General features: G+C 73.6%; 29 protein-coding genes and 1 tRNA gene. 11 read left to right on the forward strand and 19 right to left on the reverse strand.

Translation table 11 applies throughout. The features are described 5' to 3' along the window. The 4 genes from ACFYWG_RS26790 to ACFYWG_RS26805 all read left to right on the forward strand — a co-directional run bounded on the left by ACFYWG_RS26790 (position 1) and on the right by ACFYWG_RS26805 (position 6,165). The gene (locus tag ACFYWG_RS26790) at positions 1-1,479 is read left to right on the forward strand and encodes a glycosyltransferase (protein ID WP_389203941.1); all 1,479 of its coding nucleotides are present in this window, start codon (positions 1-3) and stop codon (positions 1,477-1,479) included. After that, complete coding sequence (locus ACFYWG_RS26795; protein WP_389203942.1) at positions 1,476-3,614, forward strand: ArnT family glycosyltransferase; 2,139 nt, start codon at positions 1,476-1,478, stop codon at positions 3,612-3,614. Before ACFYWG_RS26790 ends, ACFYWG_RS26795 begins: the two co-directional genes overlap by 4 nt. A 149-nt stretch (positions 3,615-3,763) precedes the next feature. Next, on the forward strand, positions 3,764-5,260 hold the full coding sequence (locus tag ACFYWG_RS26800; RefSeq protein ID WP_389203944.1) for an MFS transporter: 1,497 nt from the start codon (positions 3,764-3,766) through the stop codon (positions 5,258-5,260). 146 nt (positions 5,261-5,406) lie between these two features. Continuing rightward, positions 5,407-6,165 (forward strand): TetR/AcrR family transcriptional regulator, encoded by a 759-nt coding sequence (locus ACFYWG_RS26805; protein WP_389203945.1) that lies wholly within the window; start codon positions 5,407-5,409, stop codon positions 6,163-6,165. A 12-nt stretch (positions 6,166-6,177) separates the two neighbouring features. Here the strand turns inward: ACFYWG_RS26805 and ACFYWG_RS26810 are convergent, their stop codons facing one another. Together ACFYWG_RS26810 and ACFYWG_RS26815 are read right to left on the reverse strand one after the other, a co-directional pair. Further along, positions 6,178-6,648 carry a PPOX class F420-dependent oxidoreductase gene (locus ACFYWG_RS26810; protein ID WP_383499085.1) on the reverse strand — a complete coding sequence of 157 codons (471 nt, stop codon included), beginning with the start codon at positions 6,646-6,648 and terminating at the stop codon, positions 6,178-6,180. A gap of 10 nt (positions 6,649-6,658) precedes the next feature. After that, positions 6,659-7,021 (reverse strand): STAS domain-containing protein, encoded by a 363-nt coding sequence (locus tag ACFYWG_RS26815; RefSeq protein WP_389203946.1) that lies wholly within the window; start codon positions 7,019-7,021, stop codon positions 6,659-6,661. A gap of 210 nt (positions 7,022-7,231) precedes the next feature. On the opposite strand from ACFYWG_RS26815, the gene ACFYWG_RS26820 reads away from it, so the two are divergent. Together ACFYWG_RS26820 and ACFYWG_RS26825 are read left to right on the forward strand one after the other, a co-directional pair. Continuing rightward, positions 7,232-7,954, forward strand: a complete 723-nt coding sequence (locus ACFYWG_RS26820; RefSeq protein ID WP_383499088.1) for an ANTAR domain-containing protein — start codon at positions 7,232-7,234, stop codon at positions 7,952-7,954. A 55-nt stretch (positions 7,955-8,009) separates the two neighbouring features. Beyond that, complete coding sequence (locus ACFYWG_RS26825; protein WP_376325887.1) at positions 8,010-8,711, forward strand: GAF and ANTAR domain-containing protein; 702 nt, start codon at positions 8,010-8,012, stop codon at positions 8,709-8,711. Here ACFYWG_RS26825 and ACFYWG_RS26830 read toward each other — a convergent pair. The 3 genes from ACFYWG_RS26830 to ACFYWG_RS26840 all read right to left on the reverse strand — a co-directional run bounded on the left by ACFYWG_RS26830 (position 8,694) and on the right by ACFYWG_RS26840 (position 12,643). Next, the gene (locus tag ACFYWG_RS26830) at positions 8,694-9,515 is read right to left on the reverse strand and encodes a YceI family protein (RefSeq protein ID WP_389203947.1); all 822 of its coding nucleotides are present in this window, start codon (positions 9,513-9,515) and stop codon (positions 8,694-8,696) included. The genes ACFYWG_RS26825 and ACFYWG_RS26830 overlap by 18 nt on opposite strands. Before the next feature lie 88 nt (positions 9,516-9,603). Further along, the gene (locus ACFYWG_RS26835) at positions 9,604-12,141 is read right to left on the reverse strand and encodes an MFS transporter (protein WP_383499097.1); all 2,538 of its coding nucleotides are present in this window, start codon (positions 12,139-12,141) and stop codon (positions 9,604-9,606) included. Positions 12,142-12,154: 13 nt separating this feature from the next. After that, positions 12,155-12,643 carry a MarR family winged helix-turn-helix transcriptional regulator gene (locus tag ACFYWG_RS26840; protein ID WP_376325892.1) on the reverse strand — a complete coding sequence of 163 codons (489 nt, stop codon included), beginning with the start codon at positions 12,641-12,643 and terminating at the stop codon, positions 12,155-12,157. A gap of 214 nt (positions 12,644-12,857) precedes the next feature. On the opposite strand from ACFYWG_RS26840, the gene ACFYWG_RS26845 reads away from it, so the two are divergent. After that, on the forward strand, positions 12,858-13,052 hold the full coding sequence (locus ACFYWG_RS26845; RefSeq protein WP_376325893.1) for a hypothetical protein: 195 nt from the start codon (positions 12,858-12,860) through the stop codon (positions 13,050-13,052). Positions 13,053-13,214: 162 nt separating this feature from the next. Here ACFYWG_RS26845 and ACFYWG_RS26850 read toward each other — a convergent pair whose 3' ends face one another. From ACFYWG_RS26850 to ACFYWG_RS26885, 8 genes are all read right to left on the reverse strand, one after another. Beyond that, entirely contained in the window at positions 13,215-14,117 is a 903-nt protein-coding gene (locus ACFYWG_RS26850; protein ID WP_333931634.1) for an RNA polymerase sigma factor SigF, read from the reverse strand. Positions 14,118-14,383: 266 nt separating this feature from the next. Further along, positions 14,384-15,286, reverse strand: a complete 903-nt coding sequence (locus ACFYWG_RS26855) for an RNA polymerase sigma factor SigF (RefSeq protein ID WP_385412112.1) — start codon at positions 15,284-15,286, stop codon at positions 14,384-14,386. 200 nt (positions 15,287-15,486) lie between these two features. Continuing rightward, entirely contained in the window at positions 15,487-15,780 is a 294-nt protein-coding gene (locus ACFYWG_RS26860; RefSeq protein WP_376325897.1) for a Dabb family protein, read from the reverse strand. Next, positions 15,780-15,956: a hypothetical protein gene (locus ACFYWG_RS26865; protein ID WP_333931632.1), complete on the reverse strand. Its 177-nt coding sequence runs from the start codon at positions 15,954-15,956 to the stop codon at positions 15,780-15,782. Before ACFYWG_RS26865 ends, ACFYWG_RS26860 begins: the two co-directional genes overlap by 1 nt. A 116-nt stretch (positions 15,957-16,072) precedes the next feature. Beyond that, a tRNA-Ser gene (locus ACFYWG_RS26870) sits at positions 16,073-16,157 on the reverse strand. A gap of 56 nt (positions 16,158-16,213) precedes the next feature. After that, positions 16,214-16,645, reverse strand: coding sequence for a tRNA adenosine(34) deaminase TadA (tadA, locus tag ACFYWG_RS26875; RefSeq protein WP_376325899.1), 432 nt, complete (start codon positions 16,643-16,645; stop codon positions 16,214-16,216). Positions 16,646-16,713: 68 nt separating this feature from the next. Then, positions 16,714-17,253, reverse strand: coding sequence for a hypothetical protein (locus ACFYWG_RS26880; protein ID WP_383499183.1), 540 nt, complete (start codon positions 17,251-17,253; stop codon positions 16,714-16,716). Between the two features lie 276 nt (positions 17,254-17,529). Beyond that, positions 17,530-17,727 (reverse strand): hypothetical protein, encoded by a 198-nt coding sequence (locus ACFYWG_RS26885; protein WP_376325901.1) that lies wholly within the window; start codon positions 17,725-17,727, stop codon positions 17,530-17,532. Between the two features lie 276 nt (positions 17,728-18,003). On the opposite strand from ACFYWG_RS26885, the gene upp reads away from it, so the two are divergent. Continuing rightward, positions 18,004-18,639 carry a uracil phosphoribosyltransferase gene (upp, locus tag ACFYWG_RS26890; RefSeq protein ID WP_383499105.1) on the forward strand — a complete coding sequence of 212 codons (636 nt, stop codon included), beginning with the start codon at positions 18,004-18,006 and terminating at the stop codon, positions 18,637-18,639. 49 nt (positions 18,640-18,688) lie between these two features. Here upp and ACFYWG_RS26895 read toward each other — a convergent pair whose 3' ends face one another. The 6 genes from ACFYWG_RS26895 to ACFYWG_RS26920 all read right to left on the reverse strand — a co-directional run bounded on the left by ACFYWG_RS26895 (position 18,689) and on the right by ACFYWG_RS26920 (position 22,683). Then, entirely contained in the window at positions 18,689-19,306 is a 618-nt protein-coding gene (locus ACFYWG_RS26895) for a LytR C-terminal domain-containing protein (protein WP_385412109.1), read from the reverse strand. 145 nt (positions 19,307-19,451) lie between these two features. Further along, positions 19,452-19,748: a type II toxin-antitoxin system VapB family antitoxin gene (locus tag ACFYWG_RS26900; protein WP_004943146.1), complete on the reverse strand. Its 297-nt coding sequence runs from the start codon at positions 19,746-19,748 to the stop codon at positions 19,452-19,454. A 467-nt stretch (positions 19,749-20,215) separates the two neighbouring features. Then, positions 20,216-20,347 (reverse strand): hypothetical protein, encoded by a 132-nt coding sequence (locus ACFYWG_RS26905; protein ID WP_389203948.1) that lies wholly within the window; start codon positions 20,345-20,347, stop codon positions 20,216-20,218. A gap of 54 nt (positions 20,348-20,401) precedes the next feature. Then, positions 20,402-20,743, reverse strand: coding sequence for a hypothetical protein (locus ACFYWG_RS26910; protein WP_389203949.1), 342 nt, complete (start codon positions 20,741-20,743; stop codon positions 20,402-20,404). Positions 20,744-21,314: 571 nt separating this feature from the next. Then, on the reverse strand, positions 21,315-21,917 hold the full coding sequence (locus tag ACFYWG_RS26915; RefSeq protein WP_376325909.1) for an HhH-GPD-type base excision DNA repair protein: 603 nt from the start codon (positions 21,915-21,917) through the stop codon (positions 21,315-21,317). Between the two features lie 46 nt (positions 21,918-21,963). Then, the gene (locus tag ACFYWG_RS26920) at positions 21,964-22,683 is read right to left on the reverse strand and encodes a siderophore-interacting protein (RefSeq protein ID WP_376325911.1); all 720 of its coding nucleotides are present in this window, start codon (positions 22,681-22,683) and stop codon (positions 21,964-21,966) included. Positions 22,684-22,760: 77 nt separating this feature from the next. Between ACFYWG_RS26920 and ACFYWG_RS26925 the strand changes: the two genes are divergently transcribed. The 3 genes from ACFYWG_RS26925 to ACFYWG_RS26935 are packed head-to-tail and all read left to right on the forward strand — an operon-like array spanning position 22,761 to position 25,925. Then, the gene (locus ACFYWG_RS26925; protein ID WP_389203951.1) at positions 22,761-24,851 is read left to right on the forward strand and encodes a penicillin acylase family protein; all 2,091 of its coding nucleotides are present in this window, start codon (positions 22,761-22,763) and stop codon (positions 24,849-24,851) included. Beyond that, entirely contained in the window at positions 24,844-25,452 is a 609-nt protein-coding gene (locus ACFYWG_RS26930) for a GNAT family N-acetyltransferase (protein ID WP_383499119.1), read from the forward strand. The genes ACFYWG_RS26925 and ACFYWG_RS26930 overlap by 8 nt, the downstream gene beginning before the upstream one ends. Beyond that, positions 25,449-25,925: a cupin domain-containing protein gene (locus tag ACFYWG_RS26935; protein ID WP_376325918.1), complete on the forward strand. Its 477-nt coding sequence runs from the start codon at positions 25,449-25,451 to the stop codon at positions 25,923-25,925. Before ACFYWG_RS26930 ends, ACFYWG_RS26935 begins: the two co-directional genes overlap by 4 nt. Positions 25,926-26,070 lie beyond the last annotated feature (145 nt).

Here is a 26,070-nt window from a genome sequence, read left to right on the forward strand (position 1 = left end):
ATGCGAACCGACACTTCCCCCGGGACCCTGCCGGCGCGGGAGCACCTCCCCGCCGCACCGGCAGGCACGCCGGTCCTGGACGTGGTGGTCCCCGTCCACAACGAGGAGAGGGACCTCCAGCCGTGCGTCCGCCGGCTGCACGCGCACCTCGCCCGCACCTTCCCCTACCCGTTCCGCATCACGATCGCGGACAACGCCTCCACCGACACCACCCCCCGGGTCGCCGCCCGCCTGGCGGCGGAGATCCCCGAGGTCGGCAGCGTCCGGCTGGAGCAGAAGGGCCGCGGCCGGGCCCTGCGGGCCGTCTGGTCGGCCTCGGACGCCCCCGTCCTCGCCTACATGGACGTGGACCTGTCCACCGACCTCAACGCCCTGCTCCCGCTGGTGGCGCCGCTGATCTCCGGCCATTCCGACCTGGCGATCGGCTCCCGGCTGGCCCGCACCTCCCGCGTGGTGCGCGGGCCGAAGCGGGAGTTCATCAGCCGGGCCTACAACCTCATCCTGCGCGGCTCCCTGCACGCACGCTTCTCCGACGCCCAGTGCGGGTTCAAGGCCATCCGCCGTGACGTGGCGCAGCTTCTGCTGCCGCTGATCGAGGACACCGGCTGGTTCTTCGACACCGAGATGCTGGTCCTCGCCGAGCGCGCCGGGCTGCGCATCCACGAGGTGCCGGTCGACTGGGTCGACGACCCCGACTCGAGCGTGCACCTCGTCCGGACGGCGACCGACGACCTGAAGGGCGTGTGGCGGGTCGGCAGGGCCCTGGCCACCGGCGCGCTGCCGCTGGACCGGCTGGCCCGGCCGTTCGGCGACGACCCGCGCGACCGCGAGATCGAGGACGTGCCGCACGGGCTGGCCCGTCAGCTCGTCGGGTTCTGCGTGGTCGGTGCCCTCTCCACCCTGTTCTACCTGCTGCTCTACAGCGGCTTCCGGGTCCTCACGGGCTCCCAGACCGCCAACGCCCTGGCCCTGCTGGTCTCCGCGGTGGCCAACACCGCGGCCAACCGGCGGCTCACCTTCGGGGTGCGGGGGCGCGGCGGGGTCGTGCGCCACCAGGCGCAGGGGCTGGTGGTGTTCGGCATCGGACTCGTCCTCACCAGCGGTTCGCTCGCCGCGCTCGACGCGGCCACCTCCGCGCCCGCGCACTCCACCGAACTGGCGGTCCTCGTCGCCGCCAACCTGGCCGCGACGGTGCTGCGCTTCCTGCTCTTCCGGGCGTGGGTCTTCCCCGACCGGCGCCCGGACGCTCCCCCGCAGCCGGCCGCGGCCCCAGCGCCGCCGGCCCCCTCGGACGGCCCCCTCCCGGGGCGCCCGACCCGGCAGCCGTACGACGACCAGCACTCCGGCCGGCTCCTGGAGCCGGCCCACGACGACCAGCACTCCGGCCGGCTCCTGGAGCCGGCCCACGACGACCAGCACTCCGGCCCGCCCCTGCGGCCGGCTCACCCGCACGACACCGACCCGGGGGACCTTCGATGACCGTCCACGCCCACCAGCCGGCCACCGGCACACCGTCCGGCAGCGGGGACCGGCCCCCGGCCTCCGCGCCCGCTTCCGCCCCACCCCTCAGGTCCCTGCCCCGCCGCCTCTGGCGCGGACGGCCCGAGGACCCCCGCTGGGCCCGGCCCGCCTTCCTCGCGCTGCTGCTCGCCACCGCCCTGCTCTACCTGTGGAACCTGAGCGCCTCCGGCTACGCCAACTCCTTCTACTCGGCGGCCGTCCAGGCCGGCAGCCAGTCCTGGAAGGCCTTCTTCTTCGGCTCGCTGGACGCGGCGAACGCCATCACCGTCGACAAGCCCCCGGCCGCGCTGTGGCCGATGGCTCTGTCCGTGCGGCTCTTCGGGCTGAGCTCCTGGGCGATCCTCGTCCCCGAGGTGCTGATGGGCGTCGGCACGGTCGCCGTCGTGTACGCGGCGGTCCGCCGCCGGTTCGCCCCCGCGGCCGGGCTGATCGCGGGCGCGGTGCTCGCCCTCACCCCGGTCGCGGCGCTGATGTTCCGCTTCAACAACCCGGACGCGATGCTGGCCCTGCTGATGGCGCTGGCCTGCTTCTTCGTCCTGCGGGCGCTGGAGGACGGCCGGACCCGGTGGCTGGTGTGGGCCGGCGCGGCGATCGGGTTCGCGTTCCTCGCCAAGACCCTCCAGGCGTTCCTGATCCTGCCGCCGCTCGCCCTGGTGTACGGCGTCTGCGCGCCGGTGCCGGTGAAGCGGCGGATCGGGCAGCTCGCCGCGGGCCTGGCCGCGATCCTGGTCTCCGGCGGCTGGTGGGTGGCGATCGTCGAGCTGTGGCCCGCCTCCTCCCGCCCGTACATCGGCGGCTCGCAGAACAACAGCTTCCTGGAACTGACCTTCGGCTACAACGGCTTCGGCCGGCTCAACGGCGACGAGACCGGCAGCGTCGGCGGCGGAGGGGCCGGCGGCCCTGGCGGGGCCTGGGGCGAGACCGGCTGGGACCGGTTGTTCGGCTCCTCCCTCGGCGGGCAGGTCTCCTGGCTGATCCCGGCCGCGCTGCTGCTGCTGACGGCCGCGCTGGTGGCCACGCGCAGGGCCCGGCGCACCTCCGCGACCCGCGGCGCGTTCCTCGTCTGGGGCGGTGCCCTGATCACCACCATGCTGGTCTTCAGCTACATGCAGGGCATCTTCCACGAGTACTACACGGTGGCCCTGGCCCCCTACGTGGCCGCGCTGACCGGCATGGGGGCGGTGCTGCTCTGGGAGCGGCGGGACCGGGCGTGGGCGTCCCTGGTCCTGGCCGGCGCGACGGCGGCGACGGCGGCCTGGGGGTACGTCCTGCTCCACCGCTCCTCCGGCTATCTGCCGTGGCTGAAGTGGTGCGTGCTCGTCGGGGGTCTGACGGCCGCCCTGGGGCTGGTCTTCGCCGGCCGGCCGGTCCGGCGGCTCGCGGGGGCCGCGGCCGGGCTGGGCCTCGCCGCGGCGCTGGCGGGGCCGGCGGCGTACACGCTGACCACGGTGGACGAGGGGCACTCGGGGTCCATCGTCACGGCCGGCCCCGCGGTGGCCGGCGGCCGGGGCTTCCCGGGCGGCGACGGCGCTCCCCCCGCTGGGTTCGACCCCGGCGCTTTCGGCCTCCCGGGCGGCGGCCCGAACCAGCGCGACGGCGCGGGCGCCCCCCAGGGACTGCCCGGCGGGGGCTTCCCCGGTGGCATGCCGGGGCAGGGCGGCGGCCCGCAGGGCGGGCAGCCGCCGGGACGGACCGGCCCGTTCGCGGGCGGCGGGGGCCTCGGCGGTCTGCTCGGGGGCGCGTCCGTGAGCGAACGGGCGAAGAAGCTGCTCACGGCCGACGCCGGCCGGTACACCTGGGCCGCGGCCGCCGTCGGCGCCCAGAACGCGGCGAGTTACCAGCTGGCCACCGGTGAACCGGTGATGGCCGTCGGCGGCTTCAACGGCAGCGACCCGTCCCCGACCCTCGCCCGGTTCCAGCAGTACGTGGCCGACGGGAGGATCCACTACTTCATCGCCTCCGGGCCTGGCGGCGGCATGGGGGGCGGCAACGGCACCTCCGTGCAGATCACGTCCTGGGTCGAGGCCAACTTCACGAAGGTCACCGTGGGTTCGTCCACCTTCTACGACCTCACGCGCGAGGCGGCCGGCTGAACGCGTGAGGCGGCGACCGGCCGACCCGTGGCGGACGGGTCGCCGGGGAGCCGTGGGGCGGCCGGGGGGTGGCCGGAAACCGCCGCCCCCCGGCGGCCCCGGCGAACGTTCGTTGTACGCCGTAAGGGAGCTGTTCTACGGTGTACAGCATGACGACGTCCCCCCAGGAAACGGCCCCGCCGCAGGCGGCGCGCTCCGGCCACCCCCAGCGCTGGCTGATCCTCGGTGTCATCTGCCTCGCGCAGCTCACCGTGCTGCTCGACAACACGATCCTCAACGTGGCGATCCCCTCGCTGACCCGCGAGATGGGCGCCTCGACCGCCGACGTCCAGTGGATGATCAACGCCTACTCGCTGGTGCAGTCCGGTCTGCTGCTCACCGCGGGCAACTCCGCGGACCGCTACGGCCGCAAGCTGATGCTGATGTCGGGCTTGGCGATCTTCGGCGTGGGCTCGCTCGCCGCCGGGCTGTCCCAGAGCCCGGGCCAGCTCATCGCGGCCCGCGCGGGCATGGGCGTCGGCGGCGCCCTGCTGATGACCACCACGCTCGCCGTGGTCGTGCAGATCTTCGACGACCAGGAGCGGGTGAAGGCCATCGCGCTGTGGTCGACGGTCAGTTCGCTCGGCTTCGCGGCCGGTCCGCTGATCGGCGGGGTGATGCTCGACCACTTCTGGTGGGGCGCGATCTTCATCGTCAACATCCCGGTCGCCCTGCTCGGCCTGGCCGCGGTCGCCGCGCTGGTGCCGGAGTCGAAGCACAAGGCCGGTGACCGGCCCGACCTGCTCGGAGCGGTGCTGTCGACCGTCGGCATGACGGCCGCCGTCTACGCCATCATCACCGGCCCCGAGCACGGCTGGACCTCGGCCCGGGTGCTCCTGCCCGCGCTCGTCGGCCTGGCCGTCCTCGGCCTGTTCGTGCTGTGGGAACTGCGCATCGAGCACCCGATGCTCGACATGCACTTCTTCCGCGACCGGCGGTTCGTCGGCGCGGTCGCGGGCGCTGTCCTCGTGGCGTTCGGCATGACGGGTTCGCTGTTCCTGCTCACCCAGCACCTGCAGTTCGTCCTCGGCTACGAGCCGCTGGACGCGGGGCTGCGGACCGCGCCGCTGGCGCTGACGGTCGTGGCGCTCAACTTCACCGGCGTCGGGGCGAAGCTGGTGCTCAAGGCGGGCACGCCGGCCGCGATCGCGCTCGGCATGACCCTGGTGTCGGCGGGACTCGCGGCGATCGCGCTGCTCGGCGGGCACGGGTACGGCGGGATGCTGCTCGGGCTGGTGGTCATGGGCGCGGGCGTGGCCCTGTCGATGCCCGCGATGGCCAACGCGATCATGGGGGTGATCCCGCCCGAGAAGGCGGGCGTGGGAGCGGGGATCAACGGCACGCTCGCGGAGTTCGGCAACGGCCTGGGCGTCGCCGTCCTCGGAGCGGTGCTCAACTCCCGCTTCGCCTCGCTCGTCGCGGTGTCCGCCGCCTCGCTCCCGGCGGCGCTGGCGGCGGCGGACTCGGCCGAGGAGAAGGCCCGCATCTCGGATGCGTTCGCCGCCGGTCTGGAGACCAGTCAGCTGGTGGGGGCGGTCGCCGTCCTGGCGGGCGGACTGGTCGCGGCGGCGTTGCTGCGGCGGGCGGAGCGGGCACAAGCCGCCTGAGGGCCCGGCGCCGGCCGGCGTCGTGCGGATGCGGGTCCGCCGCGGCCGGTCGCGGCGGGGCCGTCCGCCGGACCCGGTCCCCGGGACCGGCGGAGGGCGAACGCGGCCGGCACGAGCCGCGTTGCGAGGATCGAGGAAGGTGCGCGATGGTGAGGACGGCCCGGCAGGACAGGCCGCGGACCAGCGTCTGGCTGGAGGGCAAGGCGGACCGGCGGCGCGGCGGCGGGCAGCCCTCGGGGCTGGACCGGGCGCGCGTCGTCGAGGCCAGCGTGCGGCTGCTGGACGCGGAGGGCCTGGCCGGGTTCTCGATGCGGCGCCTGGCCGCCGAGCTGAACGTCACCGCGATGTCCGTCTACTGGTACGTCGACACCAAGGACGACCTCCTCGAACTCGCCCTGGACGAGGCCATGGGCGAGATGCGGCTGCCCGACCCGGACGCCGGGGAGGACTGGCGCGCGCAGGTGCGGGCGCTGGCCCACGAGTACCGGACGCTGCTGGTGCGCCACCGCTGGGTGTCCCCGCTGGTCGGCGCCTACCTCAACATCGGCCCCAACAGCCTGGCGTTCTCCCGGGTGGTCCAGCGCGTGGTGCGCCGGACCGGGCTGCCCGCGCAGCGCATGACCAGCACGATCTCCGCCGTCTTCCAGTTCGTCTACGGCTACGGCACCCTGGAGGGCCATCTCGCCGCGCGGGCCGCGGCCGGCGGCCTGACGGTGGACGAGTACTTCCAGGAGGCCCTGACCGCGGTGCGGGCCGCCCCGCAGGCCGCCGAGGTCGTCCGGGAGTCCCAGGAGATCATGGCGGCGCGCGGCGGCGACACCGTCGCCGAGATGCTGGAGCGCGACTTCGACTTCGCGCTGGAACTGCTGATCGCCGGGATCGAGGCGACGGTCGGCCGCGTGTGAGGCCCTGCGGCCCTACTCCCCCTCGACGAGCCGCGCCGGGAACCCGCCGGTGGCCACCGGCCCCCATCGCTGCGGGGTGATCCGGATGATCGACTTGCCCTGCTCGACCATGGCCGCGCGGTACTCGTCCCAGTCCGGGTGCTCCCCGGAGATGTTGCGGTAGTACTCCACGAGCGGTTCGACGGAGTCGGGCGCGTCGACCACCTCGGCGGTGCCGTCGATCTGCACCCAGGGACCGTTCCAGTCGTCGCTGAGCACGATCAGGCTCACGCGCGGGTCCCGCTTGGCGTTGCGGGTCTTGGCCCGCTCCGGGTAGGTCGACACCACGATCCGACCCGAGTCGTCCACCCCGCAGGTGAGCGGTGAGCCCTGAGGGCTGCCGTCACCCCTGCGGGTGAGCAGGATCGCGTGGTGGCGGGGGCGTACGAAGGCGAGCAACTCGTCCAGGGAGACGCGGGTGTTCGTCGCGATGTTCCGTGCCATGCCCGGCAGCCTACGTCGCCAGGGCCTCGGCGAGGTTGTCGTACACGGGCACGTCCCGGCGCATCCCGGTCAGCTCCAGCACCCGGCTCGCGATGCCCTCCGGGCGGGCCACCAGGCGCACCCGGGCGCCGGGACGCAGGCCGTGCCGCACCTCGTTGATCAGGCGGATGCCCTGGGAGTCCATGAAGGAGGTCGTGGTCAGGTCCAGCACGAGGACCTTCAGCCGGTCACCGCGGTCCCGGACCGCGGACATGATGTGCGGGAGCAGCTTCCCGGCGGTGCAGAAGTCGATCTCCGGCGGCATCGTGAGATGGACGCGGCCGGGCAGGTCGTGCGGCTCTGTGGGATTCGGGAAGAAGGTCACGGCGATCACCTGACAGACGTTCGTCCGGGTACCGGTAAGGCCGCTTCCTGACCCGCGGCCATTTCATCACGCCGGGCGGCGAGGACGGAAGCGGCCCAGGCCCGGCCGCCGTCGGCCGGGCGTCACTTCGAGGCAACCGAACGGTTAGAGTGCTGTCCGTCCTGTGCTCGCAGTCGGGAATGTGCTGCGGAGCTCTCCTGCGCACGGCCATGGCCGTGCATGCCGAAGAGGTTCGTGGTGGCTGCGTCCGAGTTTCCTGGTTTGCCCCGTTTTCCGGCTGGCTTCGAGCTGGCCGAAGCGCTGACGGCGGCTTCTCAGCAACTGCACGAAACCCTCACACCGGACAGCACCCTGCGCACGGCCGCCCGCCTGGCGGTGGACATCCTGCCCGGGGCCGAACACGCCGGGATCTGCGAGATCGAGCGCGGCACCGCGCCGCGCACGCTCGCCTGGACCGACGACGTGGTCCGCTCGGCCGAGGCCGGGCGGACCGGCGACGGGCAGCACGGCCTCTGGGACCGGATGTGGGACGGCCCGGTGGCGTCGATAACGGACAGCGAGGCCGACGACGGCGGGGACGTGCTGGCGGCGCTGGGCCTGCGCTCGGCGCTGTCGCTGCGGCTGCGCGCCGACCGCCGCAGGCTGACCGTGCTCACCGCCTACGCGCGCAAGCCGGGCGCCTTCGACGAGGACGCCACGCGCATCGGCCGGCTGTTCACCGCGCACGTCAGCATCGCCCTGGACTCCGCGACCGTGCGCGAGCAGCTGACCGAGGCCATGCACACCCGGGACCTCATCGGCCAGGCCACCGGCATCCTCATGGAGCGCCAGGGCATCGACGCGGCCGCGGCCTTCGAGAGCCTGGTGCGGGCCTCCCAGCGGGAGAACGTGAAGCTGCGCGACATCGCCCGCCGGATCGTCGACATCCACAACGGGCCCTGAGAGGCGCCCGCTTGTCCGCGGGCGTGTTCGCCGGGCGACGGGATACCCGTACGCCATGAGCTCCGAGACGTCCGGCACGCTGGACCAGGCGATGGTGCGCAGCAGTGGTCTCGACACCCTGCTGCGCGATTTGACCGACCGCGCGGTCCAGGAGGTGCCGGGGGCCGTCGCGTGCAGCGTCACGGTGCGCCGGGCGGGCCGGCTGCTCACCCTGGCGGGCAGCGACGGCATGCCGAGCGGCCTGGACCTGCGCCAGTACGAGTACGGTGCCGGGCCCTGCGTGGACGCCGCCGAGACGGGCGGCGAGCAGTACGCCCCGGACCTGGCGGCGGAGACCCGCTGGCCGGCGTACACCGGCTACGCGCTGTCCGTGGGTGTCCGCTGCGTGCTGGCGGTGCCCGTCGCCGTGGAGGGCGAGACGGGCGCGGCGATCAACTACTACGGCGCCGGGACGGGGGAGCTCGGCCCGGGCCGGGAGGCGGCCCGGGCCTTCGCCGCCCGCGCCGGGGAGGCGATCAACGTGGCGCTGGCCATCGAGCGGCGCCGCCAGTCCGCGGCCGACGTGCGCACCGCGCTGCTCTCCCGCAGCGTCATCGACCAGGCGATCGGCATCCTCATGGCCCGCGAGCGCCTCGACGCGCGCACCGCGCTGGAGCGGCTGCGCCGGGCCTCACAGGACCGCAACGTCAAACTGCGGGACCTGTGCGGCCAGTTGGTGGCGAAGGTGTCCGCCCCGGGCTCAGACCGCCGGCAGTGACCCGCCCTGCACGGCCTGGATGTCCAGCTCCACCCTGAGGGTCGTGCCGATGGCGGCGATGCCCGCCTGGAGGACCTGGTTGTAGTTCATCGCGAAGTCCTCGCGCCGCAGTTCGGTCGTGGCGCGGAACGCCGCGCGGGTGCCGCCCCACGGGTCCGGGCCCGTGCCGAGGTAGGCCAGGTCGAGGTCGACCGGCCGGACGACGCCGCGCATGCCCAGCTCGCCGTGGACGGTCCACCGGTCGGCCCCGGCGGCCGTCAGGCCCGTGGACCGGAAGGTGATCTCCGGGAAGCGCTCGACGTCCAGGAAGTCGGGCGACCTCAGGTGCCCGTCGCGCATGCCGTTGCCGGTGTCGACGGACGCGGCCCGGATCACCGCCTCCACCCGGGACGCGGTGACGTCGCCCGGGGCGATCTCGATCGCGCCGGTGAACTCCGTGAACCGGCCGTGCACGCTGGAGATGCCCAGGTGCCGGGCCACCGCGGCCACGCTGGAGTGCACTGGGTCGACGGTCCACGGCCCGGGCGGCGGCAGCTCGGTGCCGCCCTGGCGGGCCAGCGTCACGGTGCCGGCCTCGGCCCGCCCGCTCGCCGTGACGATCACACTGGACGCGGCGGGCGCGTACCCGACGGCCGTGACGATCACCGTGTACGCCCCCGGCCGCAGCGGTGTCGCGTCCCGGACGGCGCCCTCCGCGTCGGCCTCGGCCCGCAGCACCTGCGCGCCGGTCGCGTCCGCCACCGTGACGACCGCGTGCGACACGGCCCATCCGTCCCGGGTGCGGATCCTCGCGGTCAGTCCCATCTCGTACAACTCCTCGGAATGAGACCGGCCCGCGGCAGGGGGCGCACCTCCGCTCGGAGCGCGCCCGCCCGCCACGGGCCGGGGTCTGCTACTCGCCGGGGTGGGCGAGGTCGATGTCGTGGGCGTCGGTGCCGGCGCCGGTCACCGTCAGGGCGGTGGCCACCGGGGGGTAGCCCGTGGCGATCACGGTGTACTCGCCTCCGTCCAGGTCGGTGAAGGCGTACGCCCCGTCCGGCCCGGTCGTGGCCGAGCCGACGACGTTGCCCGCCTGGTCGACCAGCGTCACCCGGGCGTCGGCCAGCGGGCCGTGCGGGGCGCGGACGACGCCCTGCACCCGGGCGCCGGCCTCCAGGTCGACCTCGACGCGGGTGATCCCGGCGCCGCCCACCTCGACGGGCAGGGCGCGCGGCCGGTACCCGGCGGCGTTGACCGCCACGGTCACCGCTCCCGGCACCAGCTCGGCGAAGGAGAACTCGCCCTGCTCGTCGGCGGCCCGGGTGGCCAGCAGGTCGCCGCGCACGTCGGTCACGATGACCATGGCGCCCCGGACCGGCTGCCCGCTCTCCGCGGCGCGCACCAGGCCGGTCAGCCCGCTGGTGCCGCTGAGCAGGACGTCGTAGGCGACCGGCTCGCCGTTCACCACGATCGTGGAGGCCTGCGGCTGGTAGCCGTCGGCCGAGGCGATCAGCACGTACGACCCGGTGCCCGGGGCGTCCAGCGCGTAGGAGCCGTCGGCCTGCGCCACCGACCGGCCCAGCTGGCGTCCGGCCAGCGAGATGAGGGTGACGGCCGCCTGCGGGACGGGCGCGGACTCGTTCCCGCGCACGAAGCCGCGCACCGGCACCCCGCCCCCGCCCGGCGCGGGCTGCTCGGGCCGGGCCGCGGTCGCCACGGCGGCGAGCCGCTGCGTCTCCTCCGGTCCGGTCCCGTCGGCGGTCCCGGTCGCGGCCCAGGAGGGCGCGGCCTTGTCCGTGGCGACGGGCTCGGCGGCGGCTTCGGCGGGAGCCCCGGCGGGCGTCCGGGACTCCGCGGCCTGGGCGAGGGCGCCCTTGGTCTTCAGCGGGACCTCCTTGATGAACAGCGACACCAGCAGGGCGAGCAGCGCCATCGGGGCCGAGTAGAGGAACACGTCCGCGACACCGTGGCCGTAGGCGCTCTCGACGACCGTGCGGATCGGCGCGGGCATGGTGTCCAGGTCCGGGATGCCGCCGCCGCCCGTACCGGCGTGGCCGAGGGCCTCGCCCTTGGCGCCGAGTCCGGCCAGGCCGTCCTTGACGTAGTCGGTGATCTTGTTGCCGAGCACGGCGCCCAGCGCCGAGACGCCCACGGCACCGCCCAGGGACCGGAAGAAGGTCACCGTGGAGCTGGCGGCGCCCAGGTCGCCCGCCTCCACCTGGTTCTGCGTGCACAGCACCAGGTTCTGCATCATCATGCCGATGCCGAGGCCCATCAGCGCCATGAAGATCGCTATGTGCCAGTACTCGGTGTCGTAGCGGATGGTGCCCAGCAGCCCGAGTCCGGCCGTCACCAGCACGCCGCCGGCGAGCAGCCAGCCCTTCCAGCGGCCGGTGCGGGTGATGATCTGGCCGGAGACGGTGGAGGAGACGAACAGGCCCGCGATCATCGGGATGGTCATGACGCCGGACATCGTCGGCGACTTGTCCCGGGCCAGCTGGAAGTACTGGCTGAAGAAGACGGTCCCGGCGAACATCGCGACACCGACGAACAGCGAGGCCAGCGAGGCCAGCGTGATGGTGCGGTTGCGGAACAGCCGCAGCGGGATGATCGGCTCGCTCGCCTTGGCCTCGACCAGGACGAACAGCGCCAGCAGCGCGACGGAGCCGCCCACCATGGCGTAGGTCTGCCAGGAGACCCAGTCGTACTTGTCACCGGCGAAGGTCACCCAGATGAGCAGCAGGCAGACGGCCGCGGTGATGAAGAAGGCGCCGGCCCAGTCGACCTTGACCTTCCGCTTGACCACGGGCAGGTGCAGGGTCTTCTGCAGCACGATCAGGGCGATCACGGCGAAGGGGACGCCGACGTAGAAGCACCAGCGCCAGCCGAGCCAGTCGGTGTCGGTGATGACACCGCCGACCAGCGGTCCGCCGACCATCGCGGTGGCGAAGACGGCGCCCAGGTAGCCGTTGTACCGGCCGCGCTCACGCGGCGAGATCATCGCCGCCATGATGATCTGGGCCAGGGCGGACAGACCGCCCATGCCGATGCCCTGGACGGCGCGGAAGGTGATCAGCATGCCGGGGTTCTGCGACATGCCCGCCGCGGCCGACCCCAGGACGAAGACGACCAGCGCGATCTGGATGAGCAGCTTCTTGGAGAACAGGTCCGCGAGCTTGCCCCACAGCGGGGTGGTGGCGGTCATCGTCAGCAGGGACGCGGTCACGACCCAGGTGTAGGCGCTCTGGCCGCCACCGAGGTCGCCGATGATCCGGGGCAGGGCGTTGGAGACGATCGTCGACGACAGGATCGCGACGAACATGCCGAGCAGCAGGCCGGTGAGGGCCTCCATGATCTGGCGGTGTGTCATCGGAGCGTCGCCGGAGGAGCCGTGGGAGCCTCCCCCGTGCTTGGCATGAGCCCGCACACCGGCTGGTGTGGTCGTTGCCATGGGCTTCCTTTGCTTACGTGCTTGCGGGTGTACGGGTGGTCTGTTCGAGAGCGGGCGATGCCGCCCGGGCCGCGGGCCGGCAGTCGAAGCTCTCCCGCAGCCGCGCCATCAGGTCCGTGAGCCGGCCGACCTCCTCGTCGGTCCAGTCGCTGAGGCGCTCGGCGAGGACCTCGGTGGTCCGCCGGGACAGCTCGTCGAGCTGTGCCCGGCCCGCGGGGGTCAGGCGCAGGATGCGCGAGCGCTTGTCCGCCGGGTCCGGGGAGCGCTCGATCCAGCCCCGGTCGACCACGTGCGCGACGTGGCGGCTGGTGACCGACATGTCCACCGCGAGCAGCTCGGCCAGCCGGCTCATGCGCATGTCGCCGTGCCGGCCCAGCAGCGTCAGTACGGCCGCCGAGCCGCCGGGGCACTCGGCCGGCATGATCCGGCCCAGCTCCCGCTTCACGGCGCCGAAGGCGCTGAACTGGCGCACCAGCTCCTCGTACTGCGCCCTCCCGGCCATGACACCTCCCGCTTTCGTTGCTTAGGGCAACCATAGGAACGTTGGTTGCTGTAGGCAAATAAAAAGGGGTGGTGCGGGGCCAAAAGTTGGCAAAGGCGTGTATTGCGAGAGTAAATGTGCAGGTGGCGGGCCTGGAAGCGGGGTTCACGCGAGGCCGACCGGAACGCGAACCCCCACTTGGGGAGCCCCGGCGTTTTCGCTAGGGTCTCGGGCCATGGCTAACAACCAGGCCCCGCAGGGCCACCACGACCCCGCCGGCAACACCCAGATGTTCCGCGCCTTCGTCGACGAGGCGCCGCAGGGGCGCCGGGCCGCGACCACCTCCGGCGGACCGCGCATCGGTGTCGTCGTCGGCGTCATCGTCGCCGTGGCGATCATCGCGGGCGTCGCCTGGCTGGCGCTGTCGTAACCCGTACGGGGACTCCTGCCGTCGGGCGCCGGCCGCCGGGCGTTCGGCCCGGCACGGCGGCCCGCGCGCCGGACGGCGCCGGAGGGCGGCACGGGACGCGCACACGGCGCAGGCCGCCGCAGGCACTCGGCCCTCGGCGGCCCGTCGCGGTCCGCGGTGCGGTCAGTCCGAGATAAGGCCTTCCCGCAGCTGCGCGAGCGTCCGCGTCAGCAACCGGGAGACGTGCATCTGCGAGATGCCGACCTCCTCGCCGATCTGCGACTGCGTCATGTTCGCGAAGAACCGCAGCATGATGATCCGCCGCTCCCGGGGCGGGAGCTTGGCCAGCAGCGGCTTGAGGGACTCGCGGTACTCCACGCCCTCCAGCGCCGTGTCCTCGTACCCCAGCCGGTCCGCCAGCGACCCCTCGCCACCGTCGTCCTCCGGGGCCGGCGAGTCAAGCGAGGACGCCGTGTACGCGTTCCCCACCGCCAGCCCGTCGACCACGTCCTCCTCGGACACCCCGAGCACGGAGGCGAGTTCGGTGACCGTCGGCGACCGGTCCAGCTTCTGCGAGAGCTCGTCGCTGGCCTTGGTCAGCGCCAGCCGCAGCTCCTGAAGCCGCCGCGGCACCCGCACCGACCACGAGGTGTCCCGGAAGAACCGCTTGATCTCCCCGACCACCGTCGGCATCGCGAACGTCGGGAACTCCACGCCCCGTTCGCAGTCGAACCGGTCGATCGCCTTGATCAGCCCGATGGTGCCGACCTGGACGATGTCCTCCATCGGCTCGTTCCGCGACCGGAAACGCGCGGCCGCGTACCGCACCAGCGGCAGGTTCAGCTCGATGAGCGTGTCACGGACGTACGCACGCTCGGGGCTGTCCTCGTCGAGCGCCGCCAGCCGCAGGAACAGGGAGCGGGACAGGGTGCGGGTGTCGATGGCGCCCGCGGCCGGAAGGACCGGGACGGGCTCCGCCACGAGGGCGGGAGCCTCGTCGATGGGGCCGAGTGAGTCGAGAGCATGGGGAGCTGTGTCGCTCTCCGCGAGCGTGAGCACCTTCGAGCTGCCCTGTTCTGCGGACATGCCACCCCCTTTGGGTCGCGGGACGGTCGCGGCGGACGCTCCACCGGGGAACGCAGCCTTCACCTGAATACCGGAGCCGAAGCTCCGGCAAACGCGCTTCCCGCAGAATGTCACATGTCGGCAACGCGCTGTAGTGACTTGTCGACATGTGAGACGCGAATCAGCCCTGCAAACAAGGGGTCTGACGGGTTGTCGGCCGGGAACTGTCGGCAACCGCCCTGATGAGCGATTCCCTCCCCCCGGTGACCTCTCGCTCGCGTTTGCGGTCAGGCGTCGATCCGGTTCGCAGACCGCAATCGCTGGAAGCTACGCGCGAGTAGGCGCGAGACGTGCATCTGCGAAACTCCGAGCTCCGCACTGATCTGGGACTGCGTGAGGTTGCTGTAGTACCGCAGCAGCAGGATCCGCTGCTCCCGCTCCGGCAGCTGCACGAGCAGGTGCCGTACGAGGTCGCGGTGCTCCACGCCGTCCAGCGCCGGGTCCTCGTAGCCGAGCCGGTCCAGCAGCCCCGGCATCCCGTCGCCCTCCTGCGCGGCCTCCAGGGAGGTCGCGTGGTACGAGCGCCCGGCCTCGATGCAGGACAGCACCTCGTCCTCGCCGATGCGCAGCCGCTCGGCGATCTCCGCGGTCGTCGGGGACCTGCCGAAGGAGGTCGTCAGGTCCTCCGTCGCGCTGTTGACCTGCACCCACAGCTCGTGCAGCCGGCGCGGCACGTGGACCGTGCGGACGTTGTCGCGGAAGTACCGCTTGATCTCGCCCACGACCGTCGGCATCGCGAACGTCGGGAACTGCACGCCCCGGTCCGGGTCGAAGCGGTCGATGGCGTTGATGAGCCCGATCGTGCCGACCTGGACGACGTCCTCCATTGGCTCGTTGCGGGAGCGGAAGCGGGCGGCCGCGTAGCGCACGAGCGGGAGGTTCGCCTCGATGAGCGCCCCGCGCACGCGGTCGTGCTCCGGCGTGCCCGGCTGGAGCTCCTTGAGCTGGGCGAAGAGGACCTGGGTCAGCGCCCGGGTGTCGGCGCCCCGGCTCCGCTGGGGAGCGGCCTCGGGGGCCGGAGCGGGAGGGGCGGGCTGCGCCTGTGCCGGTGCCTGTGCGGCTGCCGCTGCCGGTGTCTGGGGCGCGGGCGCCTGAGGGGACGGTGCCTGAGGTGCGGTACTGGCCAGCACGGTCAACTCCACCTCGTCATCGTCAACTCATCGGTCAACTCTTCCATCAAAAGCGGTCATAGCATCACAAGACATGTGCACTGTGTGCAAGCACCCAATCACTCCGTGTTGAGTGATGAAAGCCCGCATAACTGAACAGCCTCACGCAAGAGCCCCCCGTCCTGTCGACGGGGGGCTCGGGGCGGTCGGGTGCGGCCGGGTCAGAACTCGTAGTCGGCGATCACCCAGGTGGCGAACTCCCGCCACAGTGCGACACCGGCCTGGTGGTCGGGGTGCTCGACGTACCGGCGCAGCGACTCGGCGTCCTCGAAGGCGGAGTTGATGGCGAAGTCGTAGGCGATGGGGCGGTCGCTGACGTTCCAGCCGAGCTCCCAGTGGCGGATCTCGGGGATCGTGCCGTCGAGGGCGCGGAACGCCTCGACGCCCGCGACGACCCGGGGGTCGTCGCGTCCGACGCCCTCGTCGAGCTTGAAGAGGACCAGGTGGCGGATCATCACTTTCCTCCCTTGGCGACCCAGGTGGCGAAGTCGCCGAGGGCCCCGGCGGCGTCCGAAATGCCCTGGAACCCTATCTGGACGTAGTCGGCCGCCGTCTCCGGGTCCGTGATGATCACGTACAGCGCGAAGACCACGAGGACGTAGACGGCGACCTTCTTCGCGTTCACCGCCATCGCGGCCTCCCCTGTCACTGGTGTCCCATGCAGCGCACATGATCGCACGACGGGCCGGGCACCCCGAAGGGCGGAACGCACGAAGGGCCCCGTCTCGCGACGGGGCCCTTCTCCAGCGGTAGCGGAGGGATTTGAACCCTCGGTGACTTGCGCCACACTCGCTTTCGAGGCGAGCTCCTTCGGCCGCTCGGACACGCTACCGAGGGAGACCTTACAGCAAGGTGCGGCGTGCTTCGAAATCGGTTTGCGGCGACCTCTCAGCGGCCGCGGAAGAACTCCGTGAGCAGCAGGGCGCACTCGTCCGCGAGCACGCCCTCGATCACCTCGGGGCGGTGGTTGAGGCGGCGGTCGCGCACGAGGTCCCACAGCGAGCCGGCGGCACCGGCCTTGTCGTCGCGGGCGCCGTAGACGAGCCGGTCGACGCGGGACTGCTGGACGGCGCCCGCGCACATCGTGCAGGGCTCCAGCGTGACCACGAGGGTGCAGCCGGCCAGCCGCCACTGCCCGAGGGCGGCCGCGGCCCGCCGGACGGCGAGGACCTCCGCGTGCGCGGTGGGGTCGCCGCCGGCCTCGCGTTCGTTGTGCCCGGTCGCGACCACGGTCGCCCCGTCCGGCGCCAGCACGACGGCGCCGACGGGGACGTCCCCGCCCCGGGCCGCCTCGGCGGCCTGGTCCAGGGCGAGCCGCATCGCGGGCCGCCAGGGGTCCCGTACGGGGTCGGGTACCGGGTCCGGCGGCCCTGCGGCGGTGCGAGCGGTCAGCGGACCGTCTCCAGGGTCTCCGAGGCGCCCAGCGACTCGGCGATCTCGGTGACGGCGTCGGTCGTCATGGAGCGCAGCTCCTTCTCACTGACGCCGAGGTCGTCGAGGACCGCGGCGTCGCCGACCGGGCCGTGCGGCACGGCGTCGGCGGAGCCGGCCGCCCCGTCGCCGTCGTCGTCGGCCTCCTCGTCGTCGGACTCACCGTCCTCGGTGCCGTCGAGGTCGAGGGCGTCGAGGTCGTCCCCGTCGTCCGGATCCCGGCCGAGCAGCTCGTCGGTGAGCAGGATCTCGCCGTAGCTGCTGCGGGCAGCGGCGGCGGCGTCCGAGACGTAGATGCGAGGATCCTCCTCGCCGTCCACGCGGACGACGCCGAACCAGGCGTCCTCCTGCTCGATGAGCACGAGCACCGTGTCCTCGTCGGGGGAGGCTTCACGGGCCAGGTCGGCCAGATCCGACAGGGTTTCCACATCGTCGAGCTCTGTGTCGCTCGCTTCCCACCCGTCTTCGGTGCGCGCGAGCAGTGCGGCGAAGTACACCGTGACTCTCCCACTGGTCATAGGCGTGCCGGTTGGGGGTCCCCCCGGCGGAGGTTGCGGGCGGGAGTGCTCGTCCGAGCCCCGCCCACTCGGAATCGTGGCAGAAACAAGGCGTTCAGGGGACGTCTTCGGCTCCCTGTGTCCGGCAGTTTCGACGGCACGCTCGTTGCCGCCACCTGCGGATCGTACGCGGCTTTGCCCCGCCTCACGCACGGTCACCCGCGAAGAACGGCCGCGCGGTTCGTGATCTTCTCCGGCGGTTCGCCCGTCCGTCGCCTACCAGCGGAAGGTGCGCATGCGCATCGCGTGCCGCAGCCGGGCCGTCTTGGCGCGGCGCGGCTGCACGCGGTCGCGCAGTGCGCGCGCCTCCGCCAGGTCGCGCAGGAACCGGGCGCGGCGCCTGCGGCGCTCGGCGTCCGTCTCGTCCGTCACGTACGTCTCGTCCGGCTCGTTCATACGGTCGCTCTCCGGCATTCGGCCGGTCCTCGGCATCCGGCCGTCCTCCGGCGTCCTGCCGGTCCTCGGCCGTCGGCCGTTCTCCGGCATCCGGTCGGTCTCCGGGTCCGCCACCGGCCGCACGCGCGGCGACGGATCGTATCGGGCATCCCGGTCGGGCATCTGGTTCACCACCCCCAGTCCGTCCCTCCCACCTTCCCCCGGACGGGCGGTTTGACGCCAGCGAGCGGGTGACGGGCCTGCGGGGACCTTGCCGTGCGGCCGGGGTCACCCTGCCCGGTTAATGTGGGGCCCATGCGTCTCCACGTCGTCGACCACCCTTTGGTCGCCCACAAGCTCACCACCCTGCGCGACCGGCGCACCGACTCCGCGACCTTCCGCCGCCTCGCCGACGAGCTGGTCACCCTGCTCGCCTACGAGGCCACGCGCGACGTGCGCACCGAGCAGGTCGACATCCTGACGCCGGTCGCGCAGACCACCGGCGTCAAGCTGTCGCACCCGCGCCCGCTGGTGGTGCCGATCCTGCGGGCCGGGCTCGGCATGCTCGACGGCATGGTGCGGCTGCTGCCGACCGCCGAGGTGGGCTTCCTGGGCATGATCCGCAACGAGGAGACGCTGCAGGCCTCCACGTACGCCACGCGCATGCCGGAGGACCTGTCGGGGCGTCAGGTGTACGTGCTGGACCCGATGCTCGCCACCGGCGGCACGCTGGTCGCGGCGATCCAGGAGCTGATCCGGCGCGGCGCCGACGACGTGACGGCCGTGGTGCTGCTGGCGGCGCCCGAGGGCGTGGAGATCATGGAGCGCGAGCTGGCGGGCACGCCGGTGACGGTCGTGACCGCCTCGGTCGACGAGCGCCTGAACGAGCAGGGCTACATCGTCCCCGGCCTCGGAGACGCGGGGGACCGGATGTACGGGGCGGCCGAGTAGCCCGGTCGGGTCGCCCCGGCCGTGCGGCCGGGGTTCTCGACGGCAGGTCTCAGCACTTCTTCTTCGACTTGGGCGCCGGCTCGGGTCTGGCCATCTCGGTCAGTGCCCGGTCGGCGTCCGGCTTCTTGGCCAGGTCCTTGAAGGCGTCACCGATGACGAGGTCGAGGACGGTGCCCTTGCGGGTGGCGTCGGTACGCCGTTCGGCCGCGGGGAGCTGGGTGCCGAGCACCGGCAGCGTGGTGTCGAGGGCGGCCGAGGGACCGAGCAGGACGCCGGTGCCCTTGACCTTCTTGTCGTAGTCCTTGGTCGCGTTGCCCACGTCGCCGATCTTGAAGCCGCGCTTCTTCAGCTCGTCGGCGGTCTTCTTCGCCAGGCCGCTGCGGGTCGTGGCGTTGAGGACGTTGACGGTGATCGTGCGCGGCTCGGGCACGGCCCGGGCGACGGGCGCGGCGCTCGTCCTGGTCGTCGGCTCGCACTCGGTGCCGCCGCCGGCCGCCGAGGCCTTCCGGCCGCCGCCGGTGAAGACGTCGATGAGCTGCAGGGTGCCCCAGCCGCCCACGCCCAGCACGACGGCGGAGGTCACGCCGAACGCGACGAGCCTGCCGTGCCGCCGGGGCCGGCGCATCCGGGGGTACTTGTTGCCCGTGATGCGGTACTTGCCGCCCATGCCGGGGGGAGTCAGCATGCTCATGAGCGCAGCGTAGTGCGCCCGGGCGACGATGCCTACTAGATGATCATTCGACATCGCCCAGTGGAACCCGAAAGGGCCAACGGGCCCCCGGCGGGGGTGCGGGCGGCGGGCGCCGCGTGGGTCAGTCGAGCTCGAGCACGCGCGCGTGCAGCACCTGGCGCTGCTGGAGCGCCGCACGCACCGCGCGGTGCAGGCCGTCCTCCAGGTAGAGGTCGCCCTGCCACTTCACGACGTGCGCGAAGAGGTCGCCGTAGAAGGTCGAGTCCTCGGCGAGGAGCGTCTCCAGGTCGAGCTGCTGTTTCGTCGTGACGAGCTGATCGAGGCGGACCGGGCGCGGCGCGACGTCCGCCCACTGCCGGGTGCTTTCCCGGCCGTGGTCGGGGTACGGCCGGCCGTTTCCGATGCGCTTGAAGATCACACGGAAAGCCTACCGGTCAAGACCTTCCGGGCGCAGCCATGGCGGCGGAGTGCGGCGCTGAAAAAATCCATGCAAGGCGGTACGAACCGGAAACAGCGGCGCGAACATACCGGATCACGAGTCCATGCCGTCCACTCCGGCCCCCGGGGTGTCCGCCCGTAACGCCGCCCTGCCCCGGGAGGCTCTGGGGAGCGTCTCCGGCTACGCCTTCTCCGGTCCGCAGAACCAGGACGTTCGGCCGCGGCTCTCGCCAGGACCGTGCGCCTGATTCGCTCGAAAGAGGTCGGGTCTTCTTCGTAGGCACGGCGCGCCGCCGGACCGCCGCAGAGGCTGACTCCGGCCGCCTGTCCCCGACGGGCGCCCGTGCGCCGTCCCTGCGGGCACGGGCACGGGTGCGTCTCGGTGTCGCGGTCCGCGCGCGGCGGCGGAGACCGGCCGGCCGGGGTGCCTCCGCCGCCGCGGGCGGATCAGCCGCGGTCGCGTTCCTCCGGGGGCCTCGGCGGCTCGGGCGGGCGGGTGCGGCGGTCGGCCTTGGGGGCGCTGCGGGCGGCCTCGGCGCGCAGCAGCGCGCGCAGGACCGCGTAGGGGTCGTGAAGCATGGGGGTGCCGTTCCTTCTGGTTCGTAAGGGCTGGGGGACCGGTGGCGGGTCCGGTCAGCAGCGCAGAACCCAGGAACGCGGGGGGCGCGGGTCGTGCGGGGGGCCCGGCGGCACGGGCGCGGAGGGGCGGGCCGTGCGCGCGGGCCGGAAGGCGGCAGGGCGCGGGGTGCGGCGCGGGGTGGCCTTCGTGCGCCGGGTGGCTCGCGCCGGGGGACGCAGGGCCGTGTCGAGGACGTCGGCCTCGGCGGTGGTGCTCTCCCCGGCGACGGTGAGGACCGGCCCCAAGGAGGTCGTGGCGTGTGCGCCCGGCAGGAGCAGGGCGAGCAGCAGGACCAGCACCCGCGGCCAGAGGTGCCGGCGCGGGCCGCGGGGGACCGGTTGCGGTGCGGGGGCCACGGGAGGTCACTGCCCGCCGGGCGCGTGCCGTTCATCCTGCCCGGGGCGGGATCTACCCGGTCGGCCCAGGCCGCCCTCCCGGCCGCCGGATCCCGGCTCGTCTTGAGGGCGGCCTGCCCGGGGTCGGGATGCGGGGGGAGGCGGGCACTCCGGGTCGGGCGGCCAGGTGTCCTCGGAGCGGGAGGCCCGTTCGTCCGGCGCGCGCCGCCCGGGTCCCGTGGGCGCCTCGGGGTCGGACGGCCACCGTCCGGCGCGTCCGGGTCCGGGTCCTGGGGCGCGGTCGGTGGCGGTGTCGGGCTCCGAACCGTCGGGGGAGCCGCTCGGTGGCTCGGTCATGGTCCATGCTGGGACCGCCCTGCCGCGATCCGCCATCCGGGGCGGTCCGGGAGACTGACGGCGGCGCGCGGGACGCCCCCAGCACTGCGCGTCCGTGGCGGCGGCCCGCGGCCCGCGGCCCGCGAGGAGCCTCGGCCGGACGCTCCGCCGGGTGCGGCCCCCGGCCCGGGGGCCACCGGTGGGCGGCCTCGGCGTACGGCGCGGTCCTCCGGCCGGAGCGCGGCGGCGCGGTGGGCTACGACCCCGTCGGCTTCGCCGCCTTGGCCGACTTCGCCGCCGCCTTCATCTCCTGCTTGTACGCCCGCACCTTCGTCAGGGACTCGGGGCCCGTGATGTCGGCGACCGAGCGGAAGGAGTCCGCCTCGCCGTAGGAGCCCGCCGCCTCCCGCCAGCCCGTGGGGCGCACCCCGAGCTGCTTGCCGAGCAGGGCCAGGAAGATCTGGGCCTTCTGCTTGCCGAAGCCGGGCAGCTCGGCCAGCCGCTTCAGCAGCTCCTTGCCGGTGCCGGCGTCCTTCCAGACGGCCTCGGCGTCCCCGTCGTAGTGCTCGACGAGGTACTGGCACAGCTGCTGGATGCGCTTGGCCATGGAGCCGGGGTAGCGGTGCACGGCCGGTTTCTGCGAGAGCAGCGCGGCGAAGGCCTCCGGCTCCTGCGCGGCGATCTCGTGCGCGTCGAGGTCGTCGGTGCCGAGCCGCTGCGCGATCGTCGCCGGGCCCTTGAACGCCCACTCCATCGGGACCTGCTGGTCCAGCAGCATCCCGATCAGCGCGGCGAGCGGGCTGCGGCCGAGCAGCGCGTCGGCCTCGGGGTCCTGGGCGAGGTGCAGGGTGACGTCCATGCCCCGATCATCCCCCGCTGCGCGCCCGGCCGCGTCCGAAGCCCGTTCAGGGGCGCCAGTACCCGAGCGCGTGCACCCGCTGCTTGGGCAGCCCCAGTTCCTTGCGGACGTACGCGGCGAGTGCGCGGGTCGTCGCCGTGTCGCAGGCGATCCACACGTACGGGTCCGGCGTGCCGGCGAGCAGCTCCGGCAGCTCCGACCTGACCCGGTCGACCAGGTGGGCGCCGGAGTCCTGGCGCGGCACCGTGCGCAGGTCGTGCCGGGCGGGATCGGTGCGGAACGGCAGCGCGTCGTCCCCGCCCTCGAACCAGACGGTGGCCGGGGCGGAACCGAGGGCGTCCAGCAGGGAGTTGATGGCGGGCAGGGAGGCCGGGTCGCCCACGGCGAAGACGTGCGAGGGAGCCGGGGCCGGGTGCTCGAAGCCGGTGCCCTGGACGGTGGCCTCGATGGTGTCGCCGGGCTTCGCCGCCCGGGCCCAGTCGCTGGCGCACCCCTCGTGCAGGGCGAACTCCAGCGCGAAGGTGCCGGTCTCCGGGTCGGGGTCGACCAGGGTGTAGGCCCGCTGGTGGGGCTTGCCCGCGTTGTCGAACCAGAGGCGGACCCACATGGTCGGGTGCACGCCGGTCGCGGCGAGCAGCCCGCCGTCGGTGAACCGCAGCCGCCGGTAGTCGGGGGTGACGTCCTCGCCGTCCGTCACGGTGAACCGGAAATCCTTCGCGCGCAGCAGTTTGAGGACCGCGCCCTCCCAACCCCGCCCCTGCCCCATCGCGTGTGCACCCTTCGCGTACGATTCCGCCACATTGACTTAGGCAAGCCTAACCTAAAGGTAAGTGAGGGCGCAGCGTGGTCACCGAGATCTACCGTGACGTCTGGGGCATTCCGCATCTGCGCGCGGGCAGCGCGGCCGAACTCGCCCACGCGCAGGGCCGCGTCACCGCCCGGGACCGGGCCTGGCAGCTGGAGGTCGAGCGCCACCGGGCGCGGGGCACCTCCGCGTCCTTCCTGGGCGAGAGCGCCCTGGCCTGGGACCGGTTCGCCAGACGCGCCCGACTCGACGACACGGCCAGGCGGTGCTTCGCCGACCTGGAGAGACGCGACCCGGAGACGGCGGCGTGGGTGCGGGCCTACGTCGACGGGGTCAACGCGGGCCTGGCGGAGCCCGCCGACGCCCCCGAGTTCGCCCGCTGCGGCCTCGCCCCCGGCCGCTGGGAGCCGTGGACGCCGCTCGGCGTCTGGCTCGCCACGCACATCCTGTTCGCCGGTTTCCCGGCCAAGCTCTGGCGCGAGCAGGTCGCGGCCCACCTCGGCGCCGGCGCGGTCGGGCTGTTCGCCACCGACGGCCCGGGCACCTCCGGCAGCAACGGCTGGCTCGTCGCCGGGGAGCGGACCGTCACCGGGCAGGCGGTCATCGCCGGCGACCCGCACCGCTTCATCGAGGACCCCGGCGTCTACCAGCAGATCCGCCTGTCCTGCCCGGAGTTCGACGTCGTCGGCCTCGCCGTGCCCGGGGTCCCCGGCATCGCCCACTTCGGGCACACCGGCACCGTCGCCTGGGCCATCACCAACGCCATGGCCGACTACCAGGACCTGTACCGGGAGCGGCTGCGGCGCACCGGCGCCGGGGTCGAGGCGCTCGGGCCGGACGGCACCTGGCACCGGGCGTCCCGGCACACGGAGACCGTGGAGGTCGCCGGGGAGGAGCCGGTCGAGGTCGAGGTGATCGAGACCGACCGCGGCCCGGTGATCATCGGCGGCCCCGAAGGGCTCGACGGCGACCCGGCCGACCCGTCCGGCGTGCCCGTGGCGGTCAGCCTGCGCTACCCGCCGCGCGTCACCGGCGACCTCGGCTTCGGCGCCCTGCTGCCGCTGCTGCGCGCCCGCCGTACCGCCGACGTGGACCGGGCCCTGGACCTGTGGGCCGAGCCGGTCAACGTCGTCCAGGCCGCCGACACCGAGGGCGGTGTGCTGCACCGGGTGGCCGGGCGGGTGCCGCTGCGCGCCGAGGCCAACCGCGTGCGGCTGGTGCCCGCCTGGGAGCCCGGCCACGACTGGCACGGCTGGCACGCCGCGCCACGGGCCGGGCTCAGGGCCGGTGTCGCCGTCATGGCCAACCAGCGGGGCCCCGCGGAGCCCCTCGGCGTCGAGTTCGCCCCGCCCCACCGCCACGACCGCATCGCCGCGCTGCTGGCGGCGAAGGACCGCTGGTCGGCCCCCGACATGCCGGCCGTCCACATGGACACCCACCTGGCCTCCGCCACCCCGCTGCTCGACCTGCTGCGCGGCCTGGACGGCCTCACGCCCGAGGCCGCCGCCCTGCGCGACCGGCTCCTCGCCTGGGACCGCCGCATGGACGCCGGCAGCACCGGCGCGGCCCTGTACGCGGCCGTGCGCTCGGCGCTGGTACGGCGGCTCGCGGCGCACCCCGCGTTCGCCGCGCTCACCGTGGCACCGGCGTACCCGGAGCTCTTCCGGCCGTGGCTCGCCCTGCTCCCGCGCATCGGCTTCGCCCTCGAACACCTGCTGACCGCCGACGAGTTGTACGGCGTCGACCGCCCGGCGGCCGTCCGGGAGGCCGTCGAGGAGGTGGCCCTGCGGCCACCGGCCGGGGTCTGGGGCGACACCCACCGGCTCGCCCCCTGGCGGGCCCTGGAACCGGAGCGGCCCGTCGACGAGCCGGGCCTGTCCGGTGACCACGACTGCGTGCTGTGCACCTCCGGCGTGCCGGGCCTGACCGACCTGGCCGCCCGCGGCCCGGCCGCCCGCTACGTCTGGGACCTGGCCCGGCGCGAGGACAGCCGCTGGGTGGTCCCGTTCGGCGCGTCCGGCGTCCCGGGCTCCCCGCACCATCGCGACCAGCTCCCCCTGTGGCTCGGGGGAGACCTCGTCCCGGTCGTCACCGACTGGGACCAGCTGACGAAGGAGACCGATGTCTGACCCGTACGCCTCCCGCACGCCCGTCCACGAGCAGGTGACGGAGGGCCTCGGCACCGTCCGGGTGCTGCCGCTGGACCCGGAGGCCGACGCCGGGGTGATCCACCGCTGGGTGAGCGAGGAGCGGGCCTCCTTCTGGGGCATGACCGGCCTGACCGAGCGGCAGGTCGCCGAGGTCTACGCCCACATGGAGACCCTCCCCAGCCACCACGCCTTCCTGGTCGTCCGGGACGCCGAACCGGTCGCGGTCCTGCAGACCTACGAGCCGGAGGCCGACCGCGTCGGCGAGTGCTACGAGGTCCGCCCCGGCGACATCGGCGTCCACCTGCTGCTCGCCCCCGCCGGACCCGGCGGCGCACGGCCCGGCTGGACCTCCCGCCTCCTGTCCGTCGTCGCCGCCTACGTCCTGCTGGGCCTGGACCGCCGCCGGGTCGTGGTCGACCCGGACGTGGCCAACGAGAAGGCGGTGGCCCGCTTCCTCAAGCAGGGCTTCACACCGGGGCCGGTCGTCGTCCTGCCCGAGGTCGACCTGCCGGACGTGTACCTGCCGGAGAAGAAGGCCCAGCTGGCCTTCCTGGACCGGGAGATACTCTTCCCCGCGTGACGCCCGACGAGCTCATCGCGCACTACGGCCTCGAACCGATCCCCGCCGAAGGCGGCCTGTTCCGCCAGACCTGGGCCGGGCCGCAGCGCCCCGACGGCAGGCCGGAGGGCACGGCGATCGTCGCCCTGCTCACCGCGGACGACTTCTCCGCCCTCCACCGCCTGCCCACGGACGAGATCTGGCACCACTACCGGGGCGACCCGCTGGAGCTGCTGCTGCTCGCCCCGGACGGCGGCACCCGCACGGTGGTCCTCGGGCCGGACGTCCTGCGGGGCCAGCACGTCCAGTTCACGGTCCCGGCGGGCACCTGGATGGGCGGCAGGGTCCGCGCGGGCGGCTCGTGGACCCTGTTCGGCTGCACGATGGCCCCCGGCTTCACCTTCGAGGGCTACGAGCACGGGGACGCGGCCGAACTGACGGCCAGCCACCCGGCGGCCGCCGCCGCGATCGCGGACCTGACCCGGCCTGTGTAGAGGAGCGGGGCCGGGCCGGTGGACGGGGGTGCGGGAGCACGGCACGGATTCCGTCCCGCCGCGTGAGCACGGCAGCCGTTCCACCCGTACATAGACGGAAGCCGTACATGACGGGAAGCCGTAGGACCCGACCCCGGAGAAGCAC

This window comes from Streptomyces sp. NPDC003456 (assembly GCF_042878735.1).
GTDB lineage: Bacteria > Actinomycetota > Actinomycetes > Streptomycetales > Streptomycetaceae > Streptomyces.

What these genes read in the sequence shown, in the direction of transcription:
- ACFYWG_RS26895 (WP_385412109.1), bottom strand. Translation starts at nt 19,306, where the DNA reads ATGGGCGGCAAGTACCGCATCACGGGCAACAAGTACCCCCGGATGCGC.
- ACFYWG_RS26800 (WP_389203944.1), top strand. Translation starts at nt 3,764, where the DNA reads ATGACGACGTCCCCCCAGGAAACGGCCCCGCCGCAGGCGGCGCGCTCC.
- ACFYWG_RS26920 (WP_376325911.1), bottom strand. Translation starts at nt 22,683, where the DNA reads ATGGGGCAGGGGCGGGGTTGGGAGGGCGCGGTCCTCAAACTGCTGCGC.
- ACFYWG_RS26835 (WP_383499097.1), bottom strand. Translation starts at nt 12,141, where the DNA reads ATGGCAACGACCACACCAGCCGGTGTGCGGGCTCATGCCAAGCACGGG.
- ACFYWG_RS26860 (WP_376325897.1), bottom strand. Translation starts at nt 15,780, where the DNA reads ATGATCCGCCACCTGGTCCTCTTCAAGCTCGACGAGGGCGTCGGACGC.
- ACFYWG_RS26830 (WP_389203947.1), bottom strand. Translation starts at nt 9,515, where the DNA reads ATGGGACTGACCGCGAGGATCCGCACCCGGGACGGATGGGCCGTGTCG.
- ACFYWG_RS26805 (WP_389203945.1), top strand. Translation starts at nt 5,407, where the DNA reads ATGGTGAGGACGGCCCGGCAGGACAGGCCGCGGACCAGCGTCTGGCTG.
- upp (WP_383499105.1), top strand. Translation starts at nt 18,004, where the DNA reads ATGCGTCTCCACGTCGTCGACCACCCTTTGGTCGCCCACAAGCTCACC.
- tadA (WP_376325899.1), bottom strand. Translation starts at nt 16,645, where the DNA reads ATGCGGCTCGCCCTGGACCAGGCCGCCGAGGCGGCCCGGGGCGGGGAC.
- ACFYWG_RS26825 (WP_376325887.1), top strand. Translation starts at nt 8,010, where the DNA reads ATGAGCTCCGAGACGTCCGGCACGCTGGACCAGGCGATGGTGCGCAGC.
- ACFYWG_RS26850 (WP_333931634.1), bottom strand. Translation starts at nt 14,117, where the DNA reads ATGTCCGCAGAACAGGGCAGCTCGAAGGTGCTCACGCTCGCGGAGAGC.
- ACFYWG_RS26820 (WP_383499088.1), top strand. Translation starts at nt 7,232, where the DNA reads ATGCCGAAGAGGTTCGTGGTGGCTGCGTCCGAGTTTCCTGGTTTGCCC.
- ACFYWG_RS26810 (WP_383499085.1), bottom strand. Translation starts at nt 6,648, where the DNA reads ATGGCACGGAACATCGCGACGAACACCCGCGTCTCCCTGGACGAGTTG.
- ACFYWG_RS26840 (WP_376325892.1), bottom strand. Translation starts at nt 12,643, where the DNA reads ATGGCCGGGAGGGCGCAGTACGAGGAGCTGGTGCGCCAGTTCAGCGCC.
- ACFYWG_RS26845 (WP_376325893.1), top strand. Translation starts at nt 12,858, where the DNA reads ATGGCTAACAACCAGGCCCCGCAGGGCCACCACGACCCCGCCGGCAAC.
- ACFYWG_RS26795 (WP_389203942.1), top strand. Translation starts at nt 1,476, where the DNA reads ATGACCGTCCACGCCCACCAGCCGGCCACCGGCACACCGTCCGGCAGC.
- ACFYWG_RS26885 (WP_376325901.1), bottom strand. Translation starts at nt 17,727, where the DNA reads ATGCCGGAGAGCGACCGTATGAACGAGCCGGACGAGACGTACGTGACG.
- ACFYWG_RS26790 (WP_389203941.1), top strand. Translation starts at nt 1, where the DNA reads ATGCGAACCGACACTTCCCCCGGGACCCTGCCGGCGCGGGAGCACCTC.
- ACFYWG_RS26905 (WP_389203948.1), bottom strand. Translation starts at nt 20,347, where the DNA reads ATGCTTCACGACCCCTACGCGGTCCTGCGCGCGCTGCTGCGCGCCGAG.
- ACFYWG_RS26930 (WP_383499119.1), top strand. Translation starts at nt 24,844, where the DNA reads ATGTCTGACCCGTACGCCTCCCGCACGCCCGTCCACGAGCAGGTGACG.
- ACFYWG_RS26915 (WP_376325909.1), bottom strand. Translation starts at nt 21,917, where the DNA reads ATGGACGTCACCCTGCACCTCGCCCAGGACCCCGAGGCCGACGCGCTG.
- ACFYWG_RS26865 (WP_333931632.1), bottom strand. Translation starts at nt 15,956, where the DNA reads ATGGCGGTGAACGCGAAGAAGGTCGCCGTCTACGTCCTCGTGGTCTTC.